Below are 19069 nucleotides of genomic sequence, written 5' to 3'. Positions count from 1 at the left end.
ATCTGAATTTATCTGTTGCAAAACCGGGCGGGGTCCATATATGAGTCAAATCCTGATTCAACCAGGGCGAAATAAATTATTTAACTACCGGTTATTGCAAGCCGGAACCTATTGGATGCACTCTCATCAAAAATTTCAAGAGCAAAAGCAACTTTCTGCCCCTTTGATTATTTCTGATAATGATGATCCGTATAAAGACTTACAAGAAGTCATCCTGTTTTTAGAGGACTTTACTTACAAGGATCCCCAGTTAATATTTGACCAGTTAAGAACCGCTAAAATGGACATGAAGAAAATGGATGCTGGTAACGATTTGAATGACGTGACCTATGATGCGTTTCTCGCCAACAAAAAAACATTGGCAGCACCTGATGTAATTTCAGTTCAACCCTCTAAAAAAGTAAGGTTACGAATCATCAATGCGTCTTCCTCCACCAATTTTAAAATTGATACCGGGAAACTATCAGCCACTTTGATTGCTGTTGATGGTGAAAACATTGAGTCGATTGTAGATAGTTCTTTCCCTATTGGCGTTGGTAATCGTATGGATTTGCTTGTTGAGATTCCTACTGCAGGCGGGGCATTCCCTGTTAAAGCCATGGCAGAAGGAACAAACAAACAAACCGGTCTAATTCTAAAAACAGATAACACACCTACCCCGATACTATCTCCCAATACCACGAATAAAACGGGACGTGTCAACTACTATGAGTTAGAAAAAAAACTAAAAGGAAAAAATGCTTTAACCAATAAAAAAATAAATGCTCGTTTGCACTATGTGCTTGATGGCAAGATGAATGGTTATATTTGGACCATGAACAAGCAAAGCTGGCCAGATGTCACGCCAAAAGTAATCCATTTCGGCGATCGTGTTGAAATGATCTATGAAAATAAATCCTCTATGTCTCACCCCATGCATTTCCATGGTCATGTCTTTCAAGTAACTGAAATTGATGGTCAGCCATTGGATGGAGCCATGCGCGATACCCTGTTAGTCCAACCACATTCGACAGTGAAAGTACAGTTTGATGCGCTAAATCCTGGCATCTGGGCTAACCACTGCCATAATTTGTATCATTTAAACGCAGGAATGTTTACAACGTTTGAATACCAACACTACCCAAAACCCGATTTTTATTTAAAAACAATAGGGCAATCCAAAAGTAAAAATTAAAGGCTGAATATAAGCTCCAACATACATGACTCGCATAGAAATCTATGCCCTTATTTATGACGCAGCAATTAATTGTTTTACTTTTTTAACGAAAGTTGGCCCAGGATCCGTTTTATCGGTTTGATAATTTGGATCCTTCTCTAACCATAAAGCCGTTCCTTTATACTGCAAATATTCATTATGGCCGATAACATGTTTTATTTGCGGGTATTTTTCCTTGAGATAGCACACAAGAAAGGCATTTGCCTTGGCTTGCTCCTCAGTCAAATCGTCTTTACTATCAACACCGCCAATATTCTCAATACCAATCGCGTAATGATTCAAGCCAATCACATGCCTTGCCATCCATGTTTCTGGCATCAGTTGATAAATAGTTCCATCCCTGTCGACTAAAAAATGGCTTGAAACATTTAAATCCCCGGGCAATTCATTTCGTCTTGGCGAACTGCTGGGTAAAGCGGGGGGATCAAATATGCGGAAAGTCGTATCGAGGCTTGGTATGCAAGTCCAATGCAATACAATCATTTGAGGCTCAATTTCTATCGACTTGGAATCAATGCCATAATGAGTAAGCTGATATTCCCGGGTTAAGGCAATCCGTTTTTTATCAAACTGGATGGGTTTTTGAATGATGGTTTGTGGATCATGGCAAGAAAACGCATGCCCGCAGGCGCTAATGAAAGCAAATAATAGAGATATAATAATTTTCATATTAGAACAAAGTTTATCATAAGAAATAACTTGTAAAAACAAAGAAGATAACTTTTCCCCCTGTCTTTCAAACTCATACTGAACTTCAAAACAGGGAAAATCAGCCTTACCGGAATTTTTCTTATTCATTTTCATGAACCAATAATAATAGTCCGCCTCCGATGATAAAAAAAGGAATAAGAACAGCCATCCCCAAACGCTGACTGTCAGCTAAAGCAGTGATTGTACTAACCAGGAAAGGCCCTAAAAAACTGGTTGCTTTACCAGAAAAAGAGTAAAAACCATACATTCGCGTCATCTCTTCGGGTTTTGCCAAACGTGCCAAAAAAGTACGGCTGGCAGCCTGGACAGGACCAACAAAAATACCAAACACCGGCGCAAAAACCCAAAATAACGTACTTGAGTGGATAATTAACAGAAAACAAAAAGTGAGTATCAGGCACCCTAAAGCAATCAGAATAGTTTTTTTAGATCCAATCCAATCATCAAACCAGGCGAATAATCCTGCGCCAAGGCCTGCAGTAATATTTAAAATAATCCCAAACATCATAATATCGCTGACACTTAAGTGAAAGTTGCCAGCCGCATAAATACCGCCTAGTGCCAATATAGAGTTCAACCCATCAATATAAAAAATTCTGGCTATTAAAAATAAGAAAAGATTACGTTGTTTAGGCAGACTTTTTATTGTTAACCACAATTCTTGCAGACCTTTCCTAATCGCAGCACCCACTGCCAAATACTCCCCTGTTTTTTGTTGCACTATAAAAAACAAAGGCAAGCTAAACAAACTAATCCATAAAGCCACAAATACAGTGACGGCACGAATATTGGCAAAATTCTCTGCCCCAAACCACAATCCACCAAAATCCCCTTTCACAAAAACAAATAAGGATATAATCAGGCACAACAATCCTCCCAGATAACCACACCCCCAGGCCCAGCCAGAAATCCGGCCAAGATAGTTTGATGGAGCCAAATTGGCCAAAAAAGAATTATAAAATACGGTTCCCACTTCCAAGGCAAAATTGCTAATCAAAATACAAGTTAAAACCAAAGGAATGGAATGACTGTCAGGATAGGCAAACCACAAACAAGCTGTTGAAATAACCCCCAAATAAGTAAAAAAGAATAGCCAGGATTTATGATGCCCACTAAAATCAGCTATTGCCCCAACGATAGGACTCACCAGGGCAATGAGCAAAGCAGAAAGCGAAATCGTATAACCCCACAATTCCGTTCCCAGGATAGGATTAGGGGCAATGTGACTTGTAAAATAGGTTGCAAAGACAAATGTAAATATCACCACAAAATAGGAAGAATTGGCAAAATCGTAGAATGCCCAGGCAATCACTTGCTTAACATCTATTGGTTTCAAATCCTTTTGGCCTTTCATATTCTTTCCAGTCTCCGTTCAATATTCTTCATAACTCCAATCCTCTATTTTTTATTAGGTAGTGAGTTTATGATGTTTTTTTAAGTTTCTTTCTTTAAAATAGGACTGATACAATAGATTAGTTATACGACTTTTAAATAACTTTGACATCACTGTTTGATTTCTCGTTGTGGAAATTATTCAGAAGTCCTGCGTTTAAAAGTTTAAGTCTAATCTATAATCCGGATTTTATTAATATCATGAGTTTTTTATGTCAGATGTATTGAACAATTACTATCTACAGACTATGGGAATTGAAGTCTGGGTGATGCGTAAATCAACTCCTTCTTGTGAAAAGCATTTAGCAGCTTTAGCGGATGAGGTGGCATCCTGTGTACGTTGTTCTCTGCATAAAACACGTACCCAAACTGTTTTTTCTCGTGGAAACCCAAAAGCAAAACTGATGATTATCGGTGAAGCGCCTGGTTTTTATGAGGACCAGAAAGGGCAACCTTTTGTGGGGAAGGCTGGCTTTTTATTAAACAAGATGATACGTAGTATTGAAATGACAGAGAATGACGTCTACATTGCCAATGTCTTGAAATGCCGGCCTCCTAATAATCGTGATCCAGCGCTTGAGGAAATTTCTGAATGCAGTTCATTCCTGACCCGCCAAATTAAACTCATTAAACCACACTTAATCCTTGCCTTAGGGCGTTTCGCCGGACAATTTTTACTTGATAAACCACTGCCTCTGAAGCAGCTGCGTAATTGTATTCACTACTATGACAATACTCCTTTCATCGTAAGCTATCACCCTGCCTATCTTTTACGCAACCCATCGGATAAAAAGAAAGCTTATATTGATTGGTTAGCTGTGAAAAATTTTCTGGTGGATTACGGCCAATAAACTAGGGCGTGTTGACAATTGGCTCCCAACGCCTACGTGCCGCGACTTGTTCGCGGCATCCAAGAGACGGTCAATTTGAAATCAGTCCTTCGAATAGCTGAAGTTGATTGGGGTTTATATAAATATCGTCACCTGGTTGAAAATATATTTGCCAGACTTAAACAGTTTCGTGCTATTGCAACAAGGTACGATAAGTTAAAACGGAATTATGCTTCAACGCTAGCAATGGCATGCTCATATATTTGGCTTCCTATGTAACCCACATAATTTGAATGATATTATCGAACCGAGTCCAAAACTCGATAACAAGGAAGAAAAATGAAATCATTTTATGCCTATATTATGGCAAGTAAGCGCAATGGCACCCTATATGTTGGCTCAACATCTGATTTAATTAAGCGGGTCTGGGAGCACAAAAATAAAGTGATTCCAGGGTTTTCAGCACGGTATAATGTACATATCTTGGTCTATTATGAAGTGCATGAAACGTACATAGAAGCTGCTCGTCGTGAGAAACGTTTCAAAAATTGGTGCAGACAGTGGAAGTTAAATTTAATTGAAGAGTTAAATCCAGAATGGCGCGATCTTTATGAAGAAATCTGCAGCTGATTAGAGCTCATGGATGCCGCGAACAAGTCGCGGCACGTAGGCGTTGGGAGCCAATTGTCAACACACCCTATTTAGCATGAAATTGGCGTAAGAGAACCCGATAGAAAATGGCTGATAAATCCATCTTCTACCGGAAAAGACGATCCAGACTTTACATGGTATGCTGAACTGCTGACCTGGGCTCCACTTCTTCCTCATTGCCAAGTTTTTCAAGCTCCTTGAAATTAAAACGGTGATTAAGGACATCAACAGCATTGGCGATACCCGGAATTGTTGAAGGAAGCGAGGTGATAGCCTTAAACAAAGCATCAAATCCCCTATATGTATTTAATGCCATAGCAACTGCTTTAACAGATTCGGGGGCTTGTTTACACATTAAAGTAATAGCAGTCAATGCGTGAATCGAGATATCAATGACGTATTCGGAGGGATCAGCCTCAGGATTACTCCATAAGCTATACAATACTGCCAAGCCTGTAAGCCCGTTATAAACGACAGCAAAATTTCTCAGAGTGATGTATTGTTTGTAATCACTAAAAAAACCAAACATAGAGTATTCCTTTCAAAATAAAACGTATCTAATGTGACTTAATAGTCTTCGTACCATTTTGGCCGCAAAAGCATACCACTATTTTATAGCTGATGAAAATAATTTGATTTTAAGGCATTACTTATCAATACAACTCACCTTATTCCATGGCTATTAGCTAAAATGAATCAGCCCTGCAGTACACTCTATATCAACTCAATATCAAACTCACCATCTTCCCAGGTTAGTGGACCACAGGCTATATCCAAGTCCGCTTTGGCATTTTGGGAAACAGGTAAACCGCCAATAATTTGCGCTGCCAGCAGCGGCTTCATATCACTTGTTGCGGTGTTCACTGTTTGAACATAGAAAAAATGTTTCCATGGGCCAGCTGGAATATTGTTCACACGTAATGTGCCGGTATATATACAACCATAACGAACCAGAATAAACACCCTCTCCAGCAGCTTTTCATCATCTCGTTGTTTCACTATGGTTAGCAAATCCTGAAAAGTCTGGTTTTTTTGCGCAAAGACTGGCTCACGCAGAACAACTGGAAAAGCACGGTCCTCCGTCGTTGGTGTAAGAATGGCAACAGGATGATAACGATCACAACGGCACCGTTTGGGGTTAATGACAGCAGCCATTGTATTCGCGCGACGCGCTGGCGAGGAGGCGTTGTTAGAGTCCATTGTGGCTACCAGGTCAAGATTGATACTTGAAGCCACATTAGGATAATGGGTTATATCGTCTAATTCCCTAGGGGTAATGGGTTGGCGATCGTCCCTGGACTGTGATGCAGGAGCACATTCTTCCGGCAAGATTAAACCAAAAATACGAATAGTATCTCCAGGGTGATAAAGTTTTTTGTCCGTAATTAATAATTTATCACGCAAAACATGAGGATTCTTTTTTTCTTCACTGACACTGAATGTTTTAATACCCGCATCAGTGTAACGCTCATAATCCCATGCTGTCTTGACTTTAAACGGCGTTCCTGGAATAGGTAATTCAGGATAATCCATTTTAACTTTTTGGGCTTCAAATAAGGTTTTAGATCCTGCAGGAGGCATTGTCGCTTCCTGGCCTCGCCTTGTCGGATCAATCTCATCGCTTAAAGCAGCGGCAACAGCTGCTGCTACAGCAGCCCCAGCCAGCACAGTGCCAACAGTAGTATTTGGGGTATCCAGTCTGATAAAATGGATAGGTAAGCAAACATCCAATTGAAACCCTACTTCCACTGAATCGTCCAATAAAACTGGTGAAGGCTGTATAGTATCCGTTCCAGGAGAGGCATCAAGAACATGTTGATTGCTAAGAAAGAGTCGTTCACCAGTGGTTCGATCAAATACTGTGGCGCCATAAGTGCCGTAATGAAATGGCTTGCTTCCTACTCCAATCGCAATACCTCCTTTAAGCGGATCATGGCGATCTCCTCTGGAACCGGAAGCCGCAGCCGGGCGGACGGGAGATAATTGAATGACATCCGTACTCACCCCATTAATTTTTTCAGGAATGGGAGTTATTTGCTGGTTTTGCAGATCAGTCATGGGAAGTTTCTTTTTGACAAAAAATTGGATGGCAATGGTATTAAAATCGATTTCACCTCCTTTTTCTTTGTAACCATAGCCTATTGCTGTAATGTTAGGCGTTTGTAACCATTTTCCCCGAATTTTGCTAATCGTTTTTTTTGCTTTTTCCTGAACCGCGATAATTTCGGGAGCTTCCACGGCTTTGCCCAACTCAATCACATCAATAGGAATTCCCTTAATGGTCTGAGGTAAGGGCTTCTCTCCCCGTTTCTTTAATTCATTAGACGAGCGCTTTTTGCGTACCGTAACAATGATCGCAGGCTCCCCTGTAATTTTTCCCTTGCGACGCTCAGGCCCAACACCAACCATGACCACATCAGGATATTGCAACAACATTTGCTTATGTTCGGAAGCAATATCAAGAATCTTGTCGAGTTTTTGAAAAAATTCCCTTTTCATTTTCGTACTTCCTTGTCATTAAAACCGTAAGTTAAGCACGTCAATCACAGAGCGTATCGGATTAGCAAAAGCCCGATTATCACTGGAGTCTGTTGGGCTGCCGTAATTTAAGGCAACTGGACGCGCTGTTGCCAGATCAACCCATAGCGATCCCGAGTCACCAGGATCGGAGAGTGTTTGTGGAACCGCAGCAAGCTCGCTTATAACCACTTCGTTAGTGTAAGTAACGGTACCTGAAAGCGTATCATGCTCATCATAGGGTATGCTGACGGACGTTCCCAGAGTACTGATAAATCCTCTGGTTGTGGCACTGGTAGCTCCTGATTTCCAGACGACGTTACCCAAAACAGGGTCAAGTGTGCCAAAATAACTCCCTGCTGCTGTGCGATCAAGCTGTATAATACTGTCTAATGTGGTGATTGGGCTGCCGTTGTTAATATCATTACCCTGAGCATCCAGTTGTCCCAGATCAACCCCTCGTGAGCCATTGAGATTGCTTACTGCCGCATCAACCAGATTGGTTGGAGCATCCCCATTACGGACAACCTGCCCAATAATGTATTGGTTATCTTCTGAAGCATAAACATAATCATAAATGACTGAAGCGATAGCCAGTATAATCGCCAAGATGATTAAGACTACTTTCCACCAGGGATCTTCGAAAGCAAGAGGACCAAACTGACCAATGTAAGCCGGGTTAGGGACTACCTTATATTCAAAATCCAGCGGTAACCAGAATACAGGTTTCACTCGGCACCAGCCATCAACTCCAGTTCCATCATCCCAACCTCCCGGCCTGCCATCTCCATCACTACAAGGGCAACACTCACAATCTCCGTTCGGGTGCTCACAACATTGATCCAAAATCGCCTTAAGATGACAAATATCGATGTCTTTTCCATCTAAAAGCTGTTTTAAAAGCTTACGTAACACATCATTACCTTGCTCCTTGCACCAACGTTCCTTGTCTTTACTGTTTTGCCAAAAACCACGGCTTAGCTTATGCAGCCATTTCGACATCGCTTTTATGCCCCCTCCATGCTGTTTAAGACATTTCTTCAATTCCTGAGCTGCTTTTGTAGCTCCTTTGCGATCAATGGCAATTTTGTTAAGTTTCAGGTGCAAAGTACCTTCGGGAATCGCGGTTATCAATTCCCTGGTTGCAGAATCATAACTGGAACGACTGATGAAAATTTTTTTATTAACTATTCGTGTTGGTTCATCATAGCGTGAATCATAGGCATCACGTTGAGCCACAAAACCGATTGCAGGTTTGGATGGATTGGCATTACTGACATCCAGCTTGAAGTAAATTGTTGTTTCCTCATTGATTTTTAGATCGGGGACTCTCACAAAACCACCATCCATGATTTGTCCCAAACTTTCTTGTTCCTGTGGTGTCCAACTATCAATCACTACAGTACCAGCAGCAGACAATGCTGAACGACTCGCAGGTGCAATACCAATTTTCATCCCTGTCGCTGGAAAATTACTTTGCCAATCAAAAAACCAGGTGTTTTTAATTCGCACTCCCATGTATTGAATCCCCTGGCTCGCATCAAAAATGCCGTCAGGAAACATGGCAAGGGCGCCTCTATCAAGAGCATAAGGTCTTTGTGTTACTTCAAAAGGAGCATCAAGATGTTCAAAACGGACTTGCAAATCATCGTAATCGCCGTCTCGTTGATTTGGAAAATTGTCATCGGCTGAAACAAATTTTACAACAACCAACGGGCTCGTCATTCCTACAGAACTGATGACAGCGCTTTCCTGCCAGCCTGAGCCTGCGTTGTTATTCCACTGGAGTTCAACCCAACCGTCTTCAAAAACAAAGCTGTTTCCAACAACACCATTGTAACTGCCATTCCCGCTGGTTGCGCCTCCAACCACGACACGTTGACTAAAACCAGCCTCACGTTTGGTAATGGTCGCACGCCATTTCCCTGCAAATGGAATTTTCATATGACCTCCTTGTCATGCAACTATGAAATTCACATTTTGATCAATTTTTGCTCAGTTTATTAAAGTGAAGTTAGTCTAAAAAATGCTCACAGTCAAATTACCAGCTAAAAATTAACACTGGAAACAGAAAGAAACAGAATATATTGCACTCTTTATTCTAATTCATTCCATGATTTCAATGCGTATGGATATACACATAGGCACTAGCGCCTATACTTAATGGGTAATGCACCGGGTCATAATCTGTTATTTGAATTTGTACCGGCAAGCGCTGAGGCAGTAAAAACCAGTTGCTTTCGCTATTGCGAACAATTTGTATCTGCGTTGCCCGATGGGTTTCCAGGCGGCTGGCAGCCCAGTTTCTGGAAAGAATCACTCCATGATAAATTTTAGACCCAAAATACATTCTCGGAAAAATAGAAACTTTATCCCCTGGCTGAACTCTTCGTAAGTCCGTTTCGTTGAAATTAGCCTGGATAAACAAGGTATCGGTATCCGCTATGGCAAAGACTGGTTTTCGGGTTTTGATGGGGGTTCCCAATGCGACAAACATATCCTGAACTGCCCCATTTTGTTTGGCGTACACTGTGGTTTCATCTAAATCGATTTTGGCATTTTTCATCACTGCAATTAAAGAATCAATTTTCTTTTTTTGCACAATGATTTGTTGCTGGTTGACCTCTAACTCTTTTTCCAATGCATGTAATTTGCTTAGTGCCGCATTTTTTTCTTTTAACATCGTATTGACAGTCAGTTTAGAAACCGCGTGATCGCGCAAGGCCGAATGATTATGTTCATAATCAAAGCGAAATTTTTCATAAAGTTCTTTTTGTGCTTGCAACAGATATTTCGTTTTCTCAACTTGTTTATTGAATACCAATAATCGGGCTTTTGCCTCTTGAACATCGCTGACAGCCTTCTGGTAGGCCAGTTCGTAGGGATCTTTGAATACTGTAAATAATGGTTGTCCTTTTTTTACTTCTTGCTCATTCTTGACATAGATGTTGGTGATATAACCTTTTACATTAGCGGCAACTGGGCGGACATTCGCAACAACAAATGCATTGTTTGTAAAGGGAAATAAATACGAGTAATGATAAATCAGAATGAATAAAAACACACACAATAAAATAATTACAGGAAATCCAGCTCTGGGTTTGTCACTCATGTGTCTCTTTCATCCTCATTTCCATTTAACCCTTCCCATGATATTGGGATTAATCATTATCTCTCATTCAACCTGATATCATAAACATCATAAATTAATATTATTTCCTTAATTTCAGCATCAAGCAAAGCAATTTCTTTCTGCATATTATTGACAATGGCTTCTGTTGCTATTTTATTTTCAATATTGGGTGTTTCTATAACGATTTCTTCTTCTGGCTCTCCAACAGAAGCTTCTGTCCTTTCAGGCTCCTCATCCTGTTTCAGCAATTGTCGTTGCAGAGCCTGTAAATTACTCAGAAGCTTACCTAACTGATCACATACCCATGGATCTGATCGAATTTCCTCGGTGGATAAATAATAAATAAACACACTGAACAAACGAAACAGACGCCTGTAATGTTGCATAGCTGCAATGGAATGGGGAATGAAAAACGGAGCTTTCTTTGTTTCTATTTTGGCTTCGCCAATATAACGGTTATATAAAGTAAAACCATCGAGCATCTTGCGTTCATAATCTAAATACTCTGTCTGGATAGAAGGCAAAGACTGGGTTGGATTCAGGTAGCTTTCTAAAAGATTCGCCAGTTGAGTAATAAAGTTCAATTGAATCTCTAAAACTTTATCTCTTGCATATTGGGGATAAAAAAAACGGATCATGAACATAGAGCCAATAACGCCGATAATGACATTGAACACCCGCAATACAGCGGTATCTATGTCATTGTAATTCAACAATACAATAGTAAGCGTGACAGCCCCAATGGTACCAATGTATGTCTTATCTCCCCCCATGAAAAAATAGGCGTAAAGAAACAAACCAGGGACTAAAGCCATGATGTTGATCAACGGGTTATTAGCACAAAAATAAACAACTATCATTCCATAGATAGCACTTAAAACTGTACCTGCAAAGCGCAAAAAGCTTTTTGTCAGCACGCCACCAACAGTGGAATATTCATACATGACAAACCATATGGTCACTAAAGTCCATGCGCTTTCTGGTACCTGGTAATACCAGGTCATTAGAAAAAGAAAAATACACGTCAGGGATAATCGCAATGTGCGGATTGTTTTTTGCTGATCAATGCCCATGATAGCCACCTCCTAAATCCTGGTATAAAGTGACCATGGATAGCAGTTTTTCCAGCTTGTTCTGGTTTATCATCAGCTTAAATTCGTCTAACAGGATTTGGCATTTTATTAAATGTAAATAGTCATCAATTCCATGACGATAACGAACCTCTACCAAATGGCATCGCTGTTTTTCATCGCTTAAAGCCAATTTATTATTATTTAACTGTTGACTATAAGCCGAATAGGCAGACAAGTCATTAGCAACATCGCGCAACGCTTCACGGATAGTGGTAATGTATTTGATATAGATTGCCTTATATCGAGCTTTACTTACATCAATCTGGGCAAATAGCGGCAAATCAATTATTGGGCCATTTAAATAGGCTTGCCCTAATTTAATGGCGCCATCGACATTAGACCCCTCTCCCAGGAAGGCTCCTAAATTAATTCCTGGCAAAAGATTCGCTGTTATCGCGCCAACATCAGCATGCGCTGCTTTTAACAAGGCTTCTGCCTCATGAATATCAGGTCTCATACTGAGTACGCTGGCCGGTAAATTTCCTGGTATCAATTGATTACTATCAATATTTTCAAAGAGAGCTTTAATCTGGACATCTCCAGGATTTTCATTAAATAAAAAATGCAAGGCATTTTTACTCACCACAATGTTATGTTGAACCACCTGAATTTGTGCTTCAATTCGTTGGATATGGCTTTTGATTTGAGTGATGTTGTCAAGCGAAATTAAACCCGAGCGATATTGGCTTTGAGTCAGTTTGAGATAGGTTCGATAGTCCTTCAGAAGTTTATTGTATAAATGTAAAGCTTCATTCTGAGCAACCAAGGTAAAAAAGCTGGCTGAAGTCTGGGCTATCACGACCAGTCTGGCAGAATATTGCGCATAAATACTGGCTTCAAGCATGGCTTGCGCGCTTTTTTGTTGCTTATATTGCTGAAAAATATTAATGATGTAGGCTGGATAGGCTATTACGGTTGTACCCGGATTACCCAAAACGGGGAACTGAGAGTAACCTGCAAGGGCTGTGAGATTAGGCAACCAATTTAATTGGATTTGCTGCAATTGACTCTGTGCGGATTCAATATTGGCCATAGCAAGGTGAATCTGGTGATTATTTTGTAATGCCTTTTGGATAAAGGCATTGAGTTCCTGGCTATTGAATTGTTCCCACCAATACAGGTCTGGTAAATAAGCAGTTTGCTTAGTTTGAATTGAATAGTTATGCGGCCATTTTTGCGGTACGTTGACAGGTGGTTTCCTGTATTCTGGCCCGAGCAGGAAACAGCCATTATTCAACAGAACACATAACAAAATGAGCCATCTCTTCCTGAACAATAAAATTCCTGATCTTTAGTTTAAAAAAAGAATATTGAGCTTTCAACCTTGGAATTGTCAAGAGACAATTGTACAAAACCAAGTATATAGGAGAAATTGATTAATATAGAAAATTAGAGGAAATTATTCACTGGAAATTTTAATTTTTCTATTTTTAAAAAGTGAATGAATCTAAAACTACATTACCAGACAAAGGGATTCCTTCTCCGGAGGCCTCCAGCGCAAACGAGTAAACTCCTGCGCCAGATAGTCCTTGTTCAGAAGCTGTGATTTGATGTCTTCAGCAAAATCGGATTTCAAGCGATAGCTATCCTTAATAAAAGCGATAATATCCTCTATATACGTCCGTGAATCCTTACAAGGCACTATCCCAAGATGAAGTGTTTTCTTTTCTTCATCAAAAACGAAAAGCTCCTCCCCTCTTTCATGTTGAAGTTTCAGTTTCAGTATCCCTTCCATTGTTTCTCGAACCTTTTTGTGGATATCCCACTCATTCCCGGAAAAAATAATGCTAATCCCAAGGATGTCACCACACTTATTAAAAGCAAATTGAATCGATTGCAAAGAGACCCAATGTCGTTGTAACCCACTTGGCATTAAAATAAATGCACAACAATCATCAATCCTCCCCTCGGTATAATTACTGTACATTTTGAAATATAAAATTGGATCAGAATCCAGAGGTTTAAACATTTTGTTGTACATTGAGCACTCCATTCTCGCAGGTGGAAACCAATATTCACTCAATTAAAGAAAAATACAATCATTTTATGATAAATTGCTTCGCTTATAAGGATACCTAAGCAGAAACAATCAAATGATCTATATCGGTTACGGCATAATTCAATCTCTGCATTAATCGCTCTTTTACCATTGGCCACTCGGAGAAAAGAATACTAAATACAATAGTATCCGTTATCACCTGATTATGAAGGATCATATGCTGACGTAATACCCCTTCCTCCGTTGCGCCCAGTTTTTTGATAGCACGATAGGAATGAATATTGCGGGAATCTGTACCCATTTCTACTCGATTAATGCCCCAAATTTCAAAAGCCTGATGCAACATGAGCAACTTTGACTCCGGATTTGTCGTGGTTCCCCATACCTCAGGAATATACCAACTATATCCTAAAGTCAGCCGTTTATTTTCTGGCTGAATATCGTAAAATGCGGTGGCCCCTTTAAGATCTCCCTCTTTTTTACAACGTACGGCATAAGTAATTTGGCTCCTTGTAGACATTTTCTCAAGACAATCATCAAACCAGGGATTAAATAAATTGCCCGTTGCTCTTTGCGGCATGTATTGCCAAATTTGTTCATGATTTGCTGCCTTTCGCAACTCCTCACGATGCTGGTTGGCAATAGGTTCTAACTGGATATATTTGCCATTTAAAACCTTGAGGTCTTTTGTAAAGAACTTTAAACCAGTCAGCATAATCAATCCTTATTTTGTAATCGTCTCAAGTTCTCTTTATACCATTCATTTGTTGGCACTTTTGACACCAAGCATACTTAAAACCAGACCATACACCGGAACAAAAGCAATTAAACTAATGATGATTTTAAAAAAGACATCGACCATCGCAATTTCAGGCCAATTTTGACTTAAAAATGGATCGGAGCAGTGATAAAACGCGATAGTAAAAAATAATACGGTATCTATAAAATTACCTGCAACGGCCGACAGAGTCGGGGCCAGCCACCAGGCGGGCTGATTTCTATAGCGTTGGAAAACTGTCACATCCAGCAATTGTCCAATAACGTACGCTATAAAACACGCCAGAGCGATGCGTAACGGCATGAGGTGCAAAACCGATAGACTATCCCCATTCAAATTATTGCCTGCCTCAATAGAGCTTGCAACGAGATAAGAGAATATTAACCCAGGAACCATACTCAGCATAATAATTTTCCGCGCTTTATTCGCTGTTGCTATCCGCGTTGTCAAATCAGTTAAAATAAAAATTGCCGGATAAGTGAACGCCCCCCAGGTCGTATGAAGTCCCATCATGTCAAATGGATATTGAACCAGAACATTGCTGAGCGTTATTAGAAAAATATGGCCAAGCGATAGCATCCACACTGAATTCTGTGTGATTTTGCTTCGCTTCAGAGAAACTTGCTCATTGAAAAAACCTTTCGCTTTCATGCTGACTCTTATCACCCAATGCTTTGGTCGTTATTTTTGCATATGGAATAGATAAAACACAAGAAAATAAATGGCTCACTCGGGGCTAAAAAAGTTGAGCCAACGTAGATTAAAAATTTATTTGTAGTGATGAGTTCTCGATACGATAACATCGGAATTAAGTAAATACTCTATTTTACCATCGGCTACGAGAAACAGAATTGGTTTTTTTTTGTGCCATGCATACTTTTAATGAACGCCCATCAAATGGCTGACCATTCATTTCTAACGCAGACTCCGCTTCATGCTGTGAAGAAAACGTTATAAATCCAAATCCTTTCATTTGTCCTGTTAATCGATCTTTGATTAAGAACATCTCCTCAATTTTTCCATATTGAGAAAATTTTATGGTTAACCCTTCTTCAGTTGTTCCAAATGGCAAATTACCAACATATATTTTTTTTTGTTTCATCATTGCTCCTGAAAATATTAACGAACAATGATCTAGAGGAAAGCAAGAAGAGTAAAAAATCAAACGATCATAAAAGAGTATTGTGCGTAGAATTAAATTTACTGAGGAGCTTAGCATGTTACCTGTTAATTAACAATCTGAGCCTGTGCAAAATAAACAAGACACATTTATGAATAGCTGTTATAATGATGTTTTATATTCCTAGATTTTTTTCAAAAAATACGTCAAGGATCCTACTTTTCTCCTCTAATTAATCCCTCATTTTCATCACAAAAATAATGAATGATTAACCACAGAGCCCGCAACACCAATAGATATCAATAAGGAAAACAATGAGTTTTAAAAAATTAGCACTGATCGAGCCCCTACTCAGGGCAGTTAGTGAATTAGGCTATACTAACCCTACCAGCATTCAATTAAAAGCTATCCCGCTCATTTTAAGTGGACATGATTTACTGGGCTCCGCGCAAACAGGCACAGGAAAAACAGCAAGCTTTGTTTTACCTATCTTGCAAAAAGCCAGTCAGCAAAACCGAACCAGCCGGAATCGGGTTAAAGTACTCATTTTAACCCCCACACGAGAATTAGCCATTCAAGTCCACGAGAGCATAATCCAATATGGCAAATACTTAACTCTGCGCTCAGCTGTGATTTATGGGGGAGTTAAAAGCCACAGCCAAATTAAACAATTAGGCTCAGGCCTTGAAATATTAGTTGCGACACCAGGAAGATTGTTAGATTTGTATCAGCAAAATGCTGTTAAGTTTGATGCGATTGATACCTTGGTACTGGACGAAGCGGATAGAATGCTAGACATGGGTTTTATTCATGATATTAAAAAAATTATTAAGTTATTACCTTTAAAAAGGCAAAATTTACTTTTTTCGGCAACCTTTACCCCTGAAGTACGTACTTTAGCCAGAAGCATACTGAATAAAGCGGTTGAAATTGATATTGCACCGAGAAATACTGCGGTAAAAACCATAAAACAAACTGTTTATCCAGTAGATAGAAATCATAAGTTAGCCCTTCTCAGCCATTTACTTCATAAGAATAATTGGGGACAAACTTTGGTTTTTTCACGCACAAAACATGGAGCCAATAAACTGGTTAAGCAACTGGCAGAATCCCAAATATATTCAGTCGCTATTCATGGCAACAAATCACAAGCCCAAAGAACAAAAGCCTTGGAGGATTTTAAATCCGGCAAAGTGCAAACATTAATTGCAACAGACATCGCAGCACGAGGCATAGACATAGACAAACTTTCATGTGTAGTCAATTTTGACTTGCCTCATGTGCCTGAAGATTACGTTCATCGGATTGGTCGAACAGGGCGGGCAGGTGCTTTTGGATTGGCTGTATCGTTGGTCAGCACTGAAGAAATCAAGCAGTTGCTGTCCATTGAAAAATTAATCAATCAAAAACTGGAACGCATTAAAATTAAGGATTTTGAATTCTTGCAAGGTTTTTCAGATTTAATCTCAGCCAAAATGCAAAAATATGTACCGCCAAAATCAGGGTATCAGAATAATGCAAGAAAAAAACCCGGGGCGGCTTTTAATAAAAGTGCTTAAATAATGAGTTTTTAATTTTTAAATGCCATTAAGATAAAAATAAATAGTTTATACTTGACCTATATTAAAGTATAAAAGATATTCTTGCATATCGCTTTACCAATTATACAATTATTGGCGCATAAGAGGAGAAATGATGTTTGGTTTTTTAAATATGACCTTATGGGGATATCTTTTGACTGGTCTTGTCCTGACTCACATCACCACTACGGCTGTTACCATTTACCTGCATCGTTATCAAACACATCGGGCATTAACTCTACATCCTGTTGTCAGTCATTTTTTCCGGTTCTGGCTTTGGTTAACGACCGGGATGAGCACCGCAGAATGGGTAGCCATTCATCGGAAGCATCATGCCAATACTGACATGGAAGGGGATCCGCATAGCCCTCAGGTATTTAATATAAGAAAAGTATTTTGGCAGGTTCCAGAGTTATATCGAGAAGCCTCTAAAGATAAAGACATGATTAAAAAGTACTCCTATGGTACCCCCAACGACTGGATAGAGCGCAAATTATACTCTCCCCATGCGAACAAAGGCATATTTTTAATGCTCGCACTTAATCTTTTCTTGTTTGGAATTCCTGGACTTACCCTTTGGGCAATCCAAATGATGTGGATACCTCTTGTTGCTGGCGTGGTCAATGGAATAGGGCATTATTGGGGTTATCGTAATTATGAATCCCCAGACTCTTCAACTAATGTTTTTCCTTGGGGTTTATTGATTGCCGGTGAAGAATTACATAATAATCATCATACCTATGCCTCTTCAGCTAAATTTTCCATTAAATGGTGGGAGTTTGATTTAGGTTGGTTTTATATACGTTGTTTATCTTTTTTAAAACTTGCCACAGTAAAAAAATTACCCCCAAAATTGATTATTGACAAAAATAAATCTCAAATAGATGTTAATTCGGTAAAAGCCATTCTTGGCAATCGCTTTCAAGTGATATCTGATTATTACAAACTGGTTATATCTCCTACTCTACGCGATATGCAATGCCGCATAAAAAATCGAGATTTAAAGAATGTGCGTCATTTACTTAAAAAACAGAACGAACAGCTATCTCAATCTGACCAATTGCGATTAAAAACATTACTAAACCAACATGATAACTTGCAAGCTATACATAAATATCGCGAACTATTGCAGCAGATATGGTTAAAAACATCCTTATCCAATAAGGATCTTCTTAACCTAATACAAAAATGGTGTACCCAGGCAGAAGAATCAGGACTAGCTGTGCTAAGGCAATTTGCATCGCAATTAAAAAGCTATTCTCTTTAAAACGTTGCAAATGCTTTTATTTTTACAATGCCAATGAGTGGTCATGGTATGGGCTGAATTTATTTTTATCGCACAATAGATATTAATCAAAGAGCTCCAGAACTTTCTCAGGAGGACGCCCAATAACAGACTTACCTTTAAATGTAACAATTGGGCGTTGCATTAATATAGGTTCTTTTACCATAGCTTCTAAAACTTGTGCCTCATTATCCAGAGACAGACCCAATTCTTTAAACACATTTTCATTCGTGCGCACCAAGTCTTCAAGAGCCAGGTGATTCCGTAAGATTTTCAATTGTTCCAGATCAAGAGGGGTTTTCAGATATTCAATAACAATTGGGTCAAAACCCTTGTTTTTCAGTATTTCCAACGCTTGTCTTGATTTGGAGCACCGAGGATTATGATAGATAGTAATTTTTTCCATGTTCTTTTTAAGTTTTTTGCCGAAATGAGTTAAAACTATAACACCTTCTTGTGCTTTTATCCTGCCTGTTTTGCAAAAATACAAATGGGCCTTTTAAGCTGAGACTTCATTTTCATAATAATAGACCTCTTGCATAACCTGATTATTTTGTTTTAGGGCAAGGCACAAACGTTTTGAGGAGCGAAGTTTACATGCAGTAAATGAGCACCGCGGAAACGTTTGCAACGCAGCAATAAAATGGCAGGTTATACAGAGGTCTAATCTATGAAGTCGCCTAATGTGTATTCCGGAGCGAAATGATCACCAATTCCGGCGGCA

General features: G+C 39.4%; 19 protein-coding genes. 6 read left to right on the top strand and 13 right to left on the bottom strand.

Features of this window, described 5'->3' with window-relative positions; genetic code table 11:
• The coding region (locus CC34_RS01000000116360; protein ID WP_050598218.1) for a multicopper oxidase family protein at window positions 1–1174 on the top strand (1174 nt) is incomplete at its 5' end.
• Window positions 1175–1228: 54 nt separating this feature from the next.
• Here CC34_RS01000000116360 and CC34_RS0109550 read toward each other — a convergent pair.
• Entirely contained in the window at window positions 1229–1885 is a 657-nt protein-coding gene (locus CC34_RS0109550) for an N-acetylmuramoyl-L-alanine amidase (protein WP_027227903.1), read from the bottom strand.
• A 121-nt stretch (window positions 1886–2006) separates the two neighbouring features.
• The gene (locus tag CC34_RS0109545) at window positions 2007–3281 is read right to left on the bottom strand and encodes an MFS transporter (protein ID WP_027227904.1); all 1275 of its coding nucleotides are present in this window, start codon (window positions 3279–3281) and stop codon (window positions 2007–2009) included.
• Window positions 3282–3531: 250 nt separating this feature from the next.
• On the opposite strand from CC34_RS0109545, the gene CC34_RS0109540 reads away from it, so the two are divergent.
• Genes CC34_RS0109540 through CC34_RS0109535 form a run of 3 tightly spaced genes read left to right on the top strand, consistent with a single transcriptional unit; the run spans window position 3532 to window position 4779 of the window.
• Window positions 3532–4170: a uracil-DNA glycosylase gene (locus tag CC34_RS0109540; protein WP_027227905.1), complete on the top strand. Its 639-nt coding sequence runs from the start codon at window positions 3532–3534 to the stop codon at window positions 4168–4170.
• Window positions 4171–4227: 57 nt separating this feature from the next.
• Window positions 4228–4428: a transposase gene (locus CC34_RS1000000117060; RefSeq protein ID WP_371904297.1), complete on the top strand. Its 201-nt coding sequence runs from the start codon at window positions 4228–4230 to the stop codon at window positions 4426–4428.
• Window positions 4429–4488: 60 nt separating this feature from the next.
• A complete protein-coding gene (locus CC34_RS0109535) occupies window positions 4489–4779 on the top strand; it encodes a GIY-YIG nuclease family protein (protein ID WP_010946237.1) in 291 nt (96 codons plus the stop codon).
• Window positions 4780–4930: 151 nt separating this feature from the next.
• Here CC34_RS0109535 and CC34_RS0109530 read toward each other — a convergent pair whose 3' ends face one another.
• The 10 genes from CC34_RS0109530 to CC34_RS0109485 form a co-directional block, all read right to left on the bottom strand.
• Window positions 4931–5329, bottom strand: coding sequence for a lpg0260 family Dot/Icm T4SS effector (locus CC34_RS0109530; RefSeq protein ID WP_027227906.1), 399 nt, complete (start codon window positions 5327–5329; stop codon window positions 4931–4933).
• 185 nt (window positions 5330–5514) lie between these two features.
• Complete coding sequence (locus CC34_RS0109525) at window positions 5515–7299, bottom strand: hypothetical protein (protein ID WP_027227907.1); 1785 nt, start codon at window positions 7297–7299, stop codon at window positions 5515–5517.
• 18 nt (window positions 7300–7317) lie between these two features.
• Window positions 7318–9261 (bottom strand): chymotrypsin family serine protease, encoded by a 1944-nt coding sequence (locus CC34_RS0109520; RefSeq protein WP_028379457.1) that lies wholly within the window; start codon window positions 9259–9261, stop codon window positions 7318–7320.
• Between the two features lie 175 nt (window positions 9262–9436).
• Window positions 9437–10429 carry an Lpg0257 family Dot/Icm type IV secretion system effector gene (locus tag CC34_RS0109515; RefSeq protein WP_028379456.1) on the bottom strand — a complete coding sequence of 331 codons (993 nt, stop codon included), beginning with the start codon at window positions 10427–10429 and terminating at the stop codon, window positions 9437–9439.
• A 56-nt stretch (window positions 10430–10485) separates the two neighbouring features.
• On the bottom strand, window positions 10486–11523 hold the full coding sequence (locus CC34_RS0109510) for an FUSC family protein (RefSeq protein WP_027227910.1): 1038 nt from the start codon (window positions 11521–11523) through the stop codon (window positions 10486–10488).
• A complete protein-coding gene (locus CC34_RS0109505; RefSeq protein ID WP_028379455.1) occupies window positions 11513–12859 on the bottom strand; it encodes an efflux transporter outer membrane subunit in 1347 nt (448 codons plus the stop codon). Before CC34_RS0109505 ends, CC34_RS0109510 begins: the two co-directional genes overlap by 11 nt.
• Window positions 12860–13036: 177 nt before the next feature.
• Window positions 13037–13564 carry a host-prenylated T4SS effector PelA gene (locus CC34_RS0109500; protein ID WP_028379454.1) on the bottom strand — a complete coding sequence of 176 codons (528 nt, stop codon included), beginning with the start codon at window positions 13562–13564 and terminating at the stop codon, window positions 13037–13039.
• Between the two features lie 94 nt (window positions 13565–13658).
• Window positions 13659–14297, bottom strand: coding sequence for a GNAT family N-acetyltransferase (locus tag CC34_RS0109495; RefSeq protein WP_028379453.1), 639 nt, complete (start codon window positions 14295–14297; stop codon window positions 13659–13661).
• Between the two features lie 45 nt (window positions 14298–14342).
• Complete coding sequence (locus tag CC34_RS0109490; RefSeq protein ID WP_028379452.1) at window positions 14343–15011, bottom strand: 7-cyano-7-deazaguanine/7-aminomethyl-7-deazaguanine transporter; 669 nt, start codon at window positions 15009–15011, stop codon at window positions 14343–14345.
• 175 nt (window positions 15012–15186) lie between these two features.
• Window positions 15187–15462, bottom strand: a complete 276-nt coding sequence (locus CC34_RS0109485) for an RNA recognition motif domain-containing protein (protein ID WP_027223363.1) — start codon at window positions 15460–15462, stop codon at window positions 15187–15189.
• Between the two features lie 332 nt (window positions 15463–15794).
• On the opposite strand from CC34_RS0109485, the gene CC34_RS0109480 reads away from it, so the two are divergent.
• Both CC34_RS0109480 and CC34_RS0109475 read left to right on the top strand, forming a co-directional pair.
• Window positions 15795–17039: a DEAD/DEAH box helicase gene (locus CC34_RS0109480; protein ID WP_027227916.1), complete on the top strand. Its 1245-nt coding sequence runs from the start codon at window positions 15795–15797 to the stop codon at window positions 17037–17039.
• Between the two features lie 133 nt (window positions 17040–17172).
• Window positions 17173–18327 (top strand): DesA family fatty acid desaturase, encoded by a 1155-nt coding sequence (locus tag CC34_RS0109475; RefSeq protein WP_027227917.1) that lies wholly within the window; start codon window positions 17173–17175, stop codon window positions 18325–18327.
• Between the two features lie 82 nt (window positions 18328–18409).
• Here the strand turns inward: CC34_RS0109475 and arsC are convergent, their stop codons facing one another.
• Window positions 18410–18751 (bottom strand): arsenate reductase (glutaredoxin), encoded by a 342-nt coding sequence (gene arsC, locus CC34_RS0109470; protein ID WP_027227918.1) that lies wholly within the window; start codon window positions 18749–18751, stop codon window positions 18410–18412.
• Window positions 18752–19069: the final 318 nt, after the last annotated feature.

The organism is Legionella pneumophila subsp. fraseri, assembly GCF_000586315.1.
GTDB classification, from domain to species: domain Bacteria; phylum Pseudomonadota; class Gammaproteobacteria; order Legionellales; family Legionellaceae; genus Legionella; species Legionella pneumophila_B.
Note: the sequence above shows the minus strand (reverse complement) of the source record. Positions and strands in the feature narration are given on the sequence as shown.

Coding starts and splice junctions, on each gene's coding strand:
- CC34_RS0109515 (WP_028379456.1), bottom strand. CDS start 10,429: ATGAGTGACAAACCCAGAGCTGGATTTCCTGTAATTATTTTATTGTGT.
- CC34_RS0109525 (WP_027227907.1), bottom strand. CDS start 7,299: ATGAAAAGGGAATTTTTTCAAAAACTCGACAAGATTCTTGATATTGCT.
- CC34_RS0109540 (WP_027227905.1), top strand. CDS start 3,532: ATGTCAGATGTATTGAACAATTACTATCTACAGACTATGGGAATTGAA.
- CC34_RS0109475 (WP_027227917.1), top strand. CDS start 17,173: ATGATGTTTGGTTTTTTAAATATGACCTTATGGGGATATCTTTTGACT.
- CC34_RS0109510 (WP_027227910.1), bottom strand. CDS start 11,523: ATGGGCATTGATCAGCAAAAAACAATCCGCACATTGCGATTATCCCTG.
- CC34_RS0109485 (WP_027223363.1), bottom strand. CDS start 15,462: ATGAAACAAAAAAAAATATATGTTGGTAATTTGCCATTTGGAACAACT.
- CC34_RS0109520 (WP_028379457.1), bottom strand. CDS start 9,261: ATGAAAATTCCATTTGCAGGGAAATGGCGTGCGACCATTACCAAACGT.
- CC34_RS0109550 (WP_027227903.1), bottom strand. CDS start 1,885: ATGAAAATTATTATATCTCTATTATTTGCTTTCATTAGCGCCTGCGGG.
- CC34_RS0109490 (WP_028379452.1), bottom strand. CDS start 15,011: ATGAAAGCGAAAGGTTTTTTCAATGAGCAAGTTTCTCTGAAGCGAAGC.
- CC34_RS0109545 (WP_027227904.1), bottom strand. CDS start 3,281: ATGAAAGGCCAAAAGGATTTGAAACCAATAGATGTTAAGCAAGTGATT.
- CC34_RS0109530 (WP_027227906.1), bottom strand. CDS start 5,329: ATGTTTGGTTTTTTTAGTGATTACAAACAATACATCACTCTGAGAAAT.
- CC34_RS0109495 (WP_028379453.1), bottom strand. CDS start 14,297: ATGCTGACTGGTTTAAAGTTCTTTACAAAAGACCTCAAGGTTTTAAAT.
- CC34_RS0109535 (WP_010946237.1), top strand. CDS start 4,489: ATGAAATCATTTTATGCCTATATTATGGCAAGTAAGCGCAATGGCACC.
- arsC (WP_027227918.1), bottom strand. CDS start 18,751: ATGGAAAAAATTACTATCTATCATAATCCTCGGTGCTCCAAATCAAGA.
- CC34_RS0109500 (WP_028379454.1), bottom strand. CDS start 13,564: ATGTACAACAAAATGTTTAAACCTCTGGATTCTGATCCAATTTTATAT.
- CC34_RS0109480 (WP_027227916.1), top strand. CDS start 15,795: ATGAGTTTTAAAAAATTAGCACTGATCGAGCCCCTACTCAGGGCAGTT.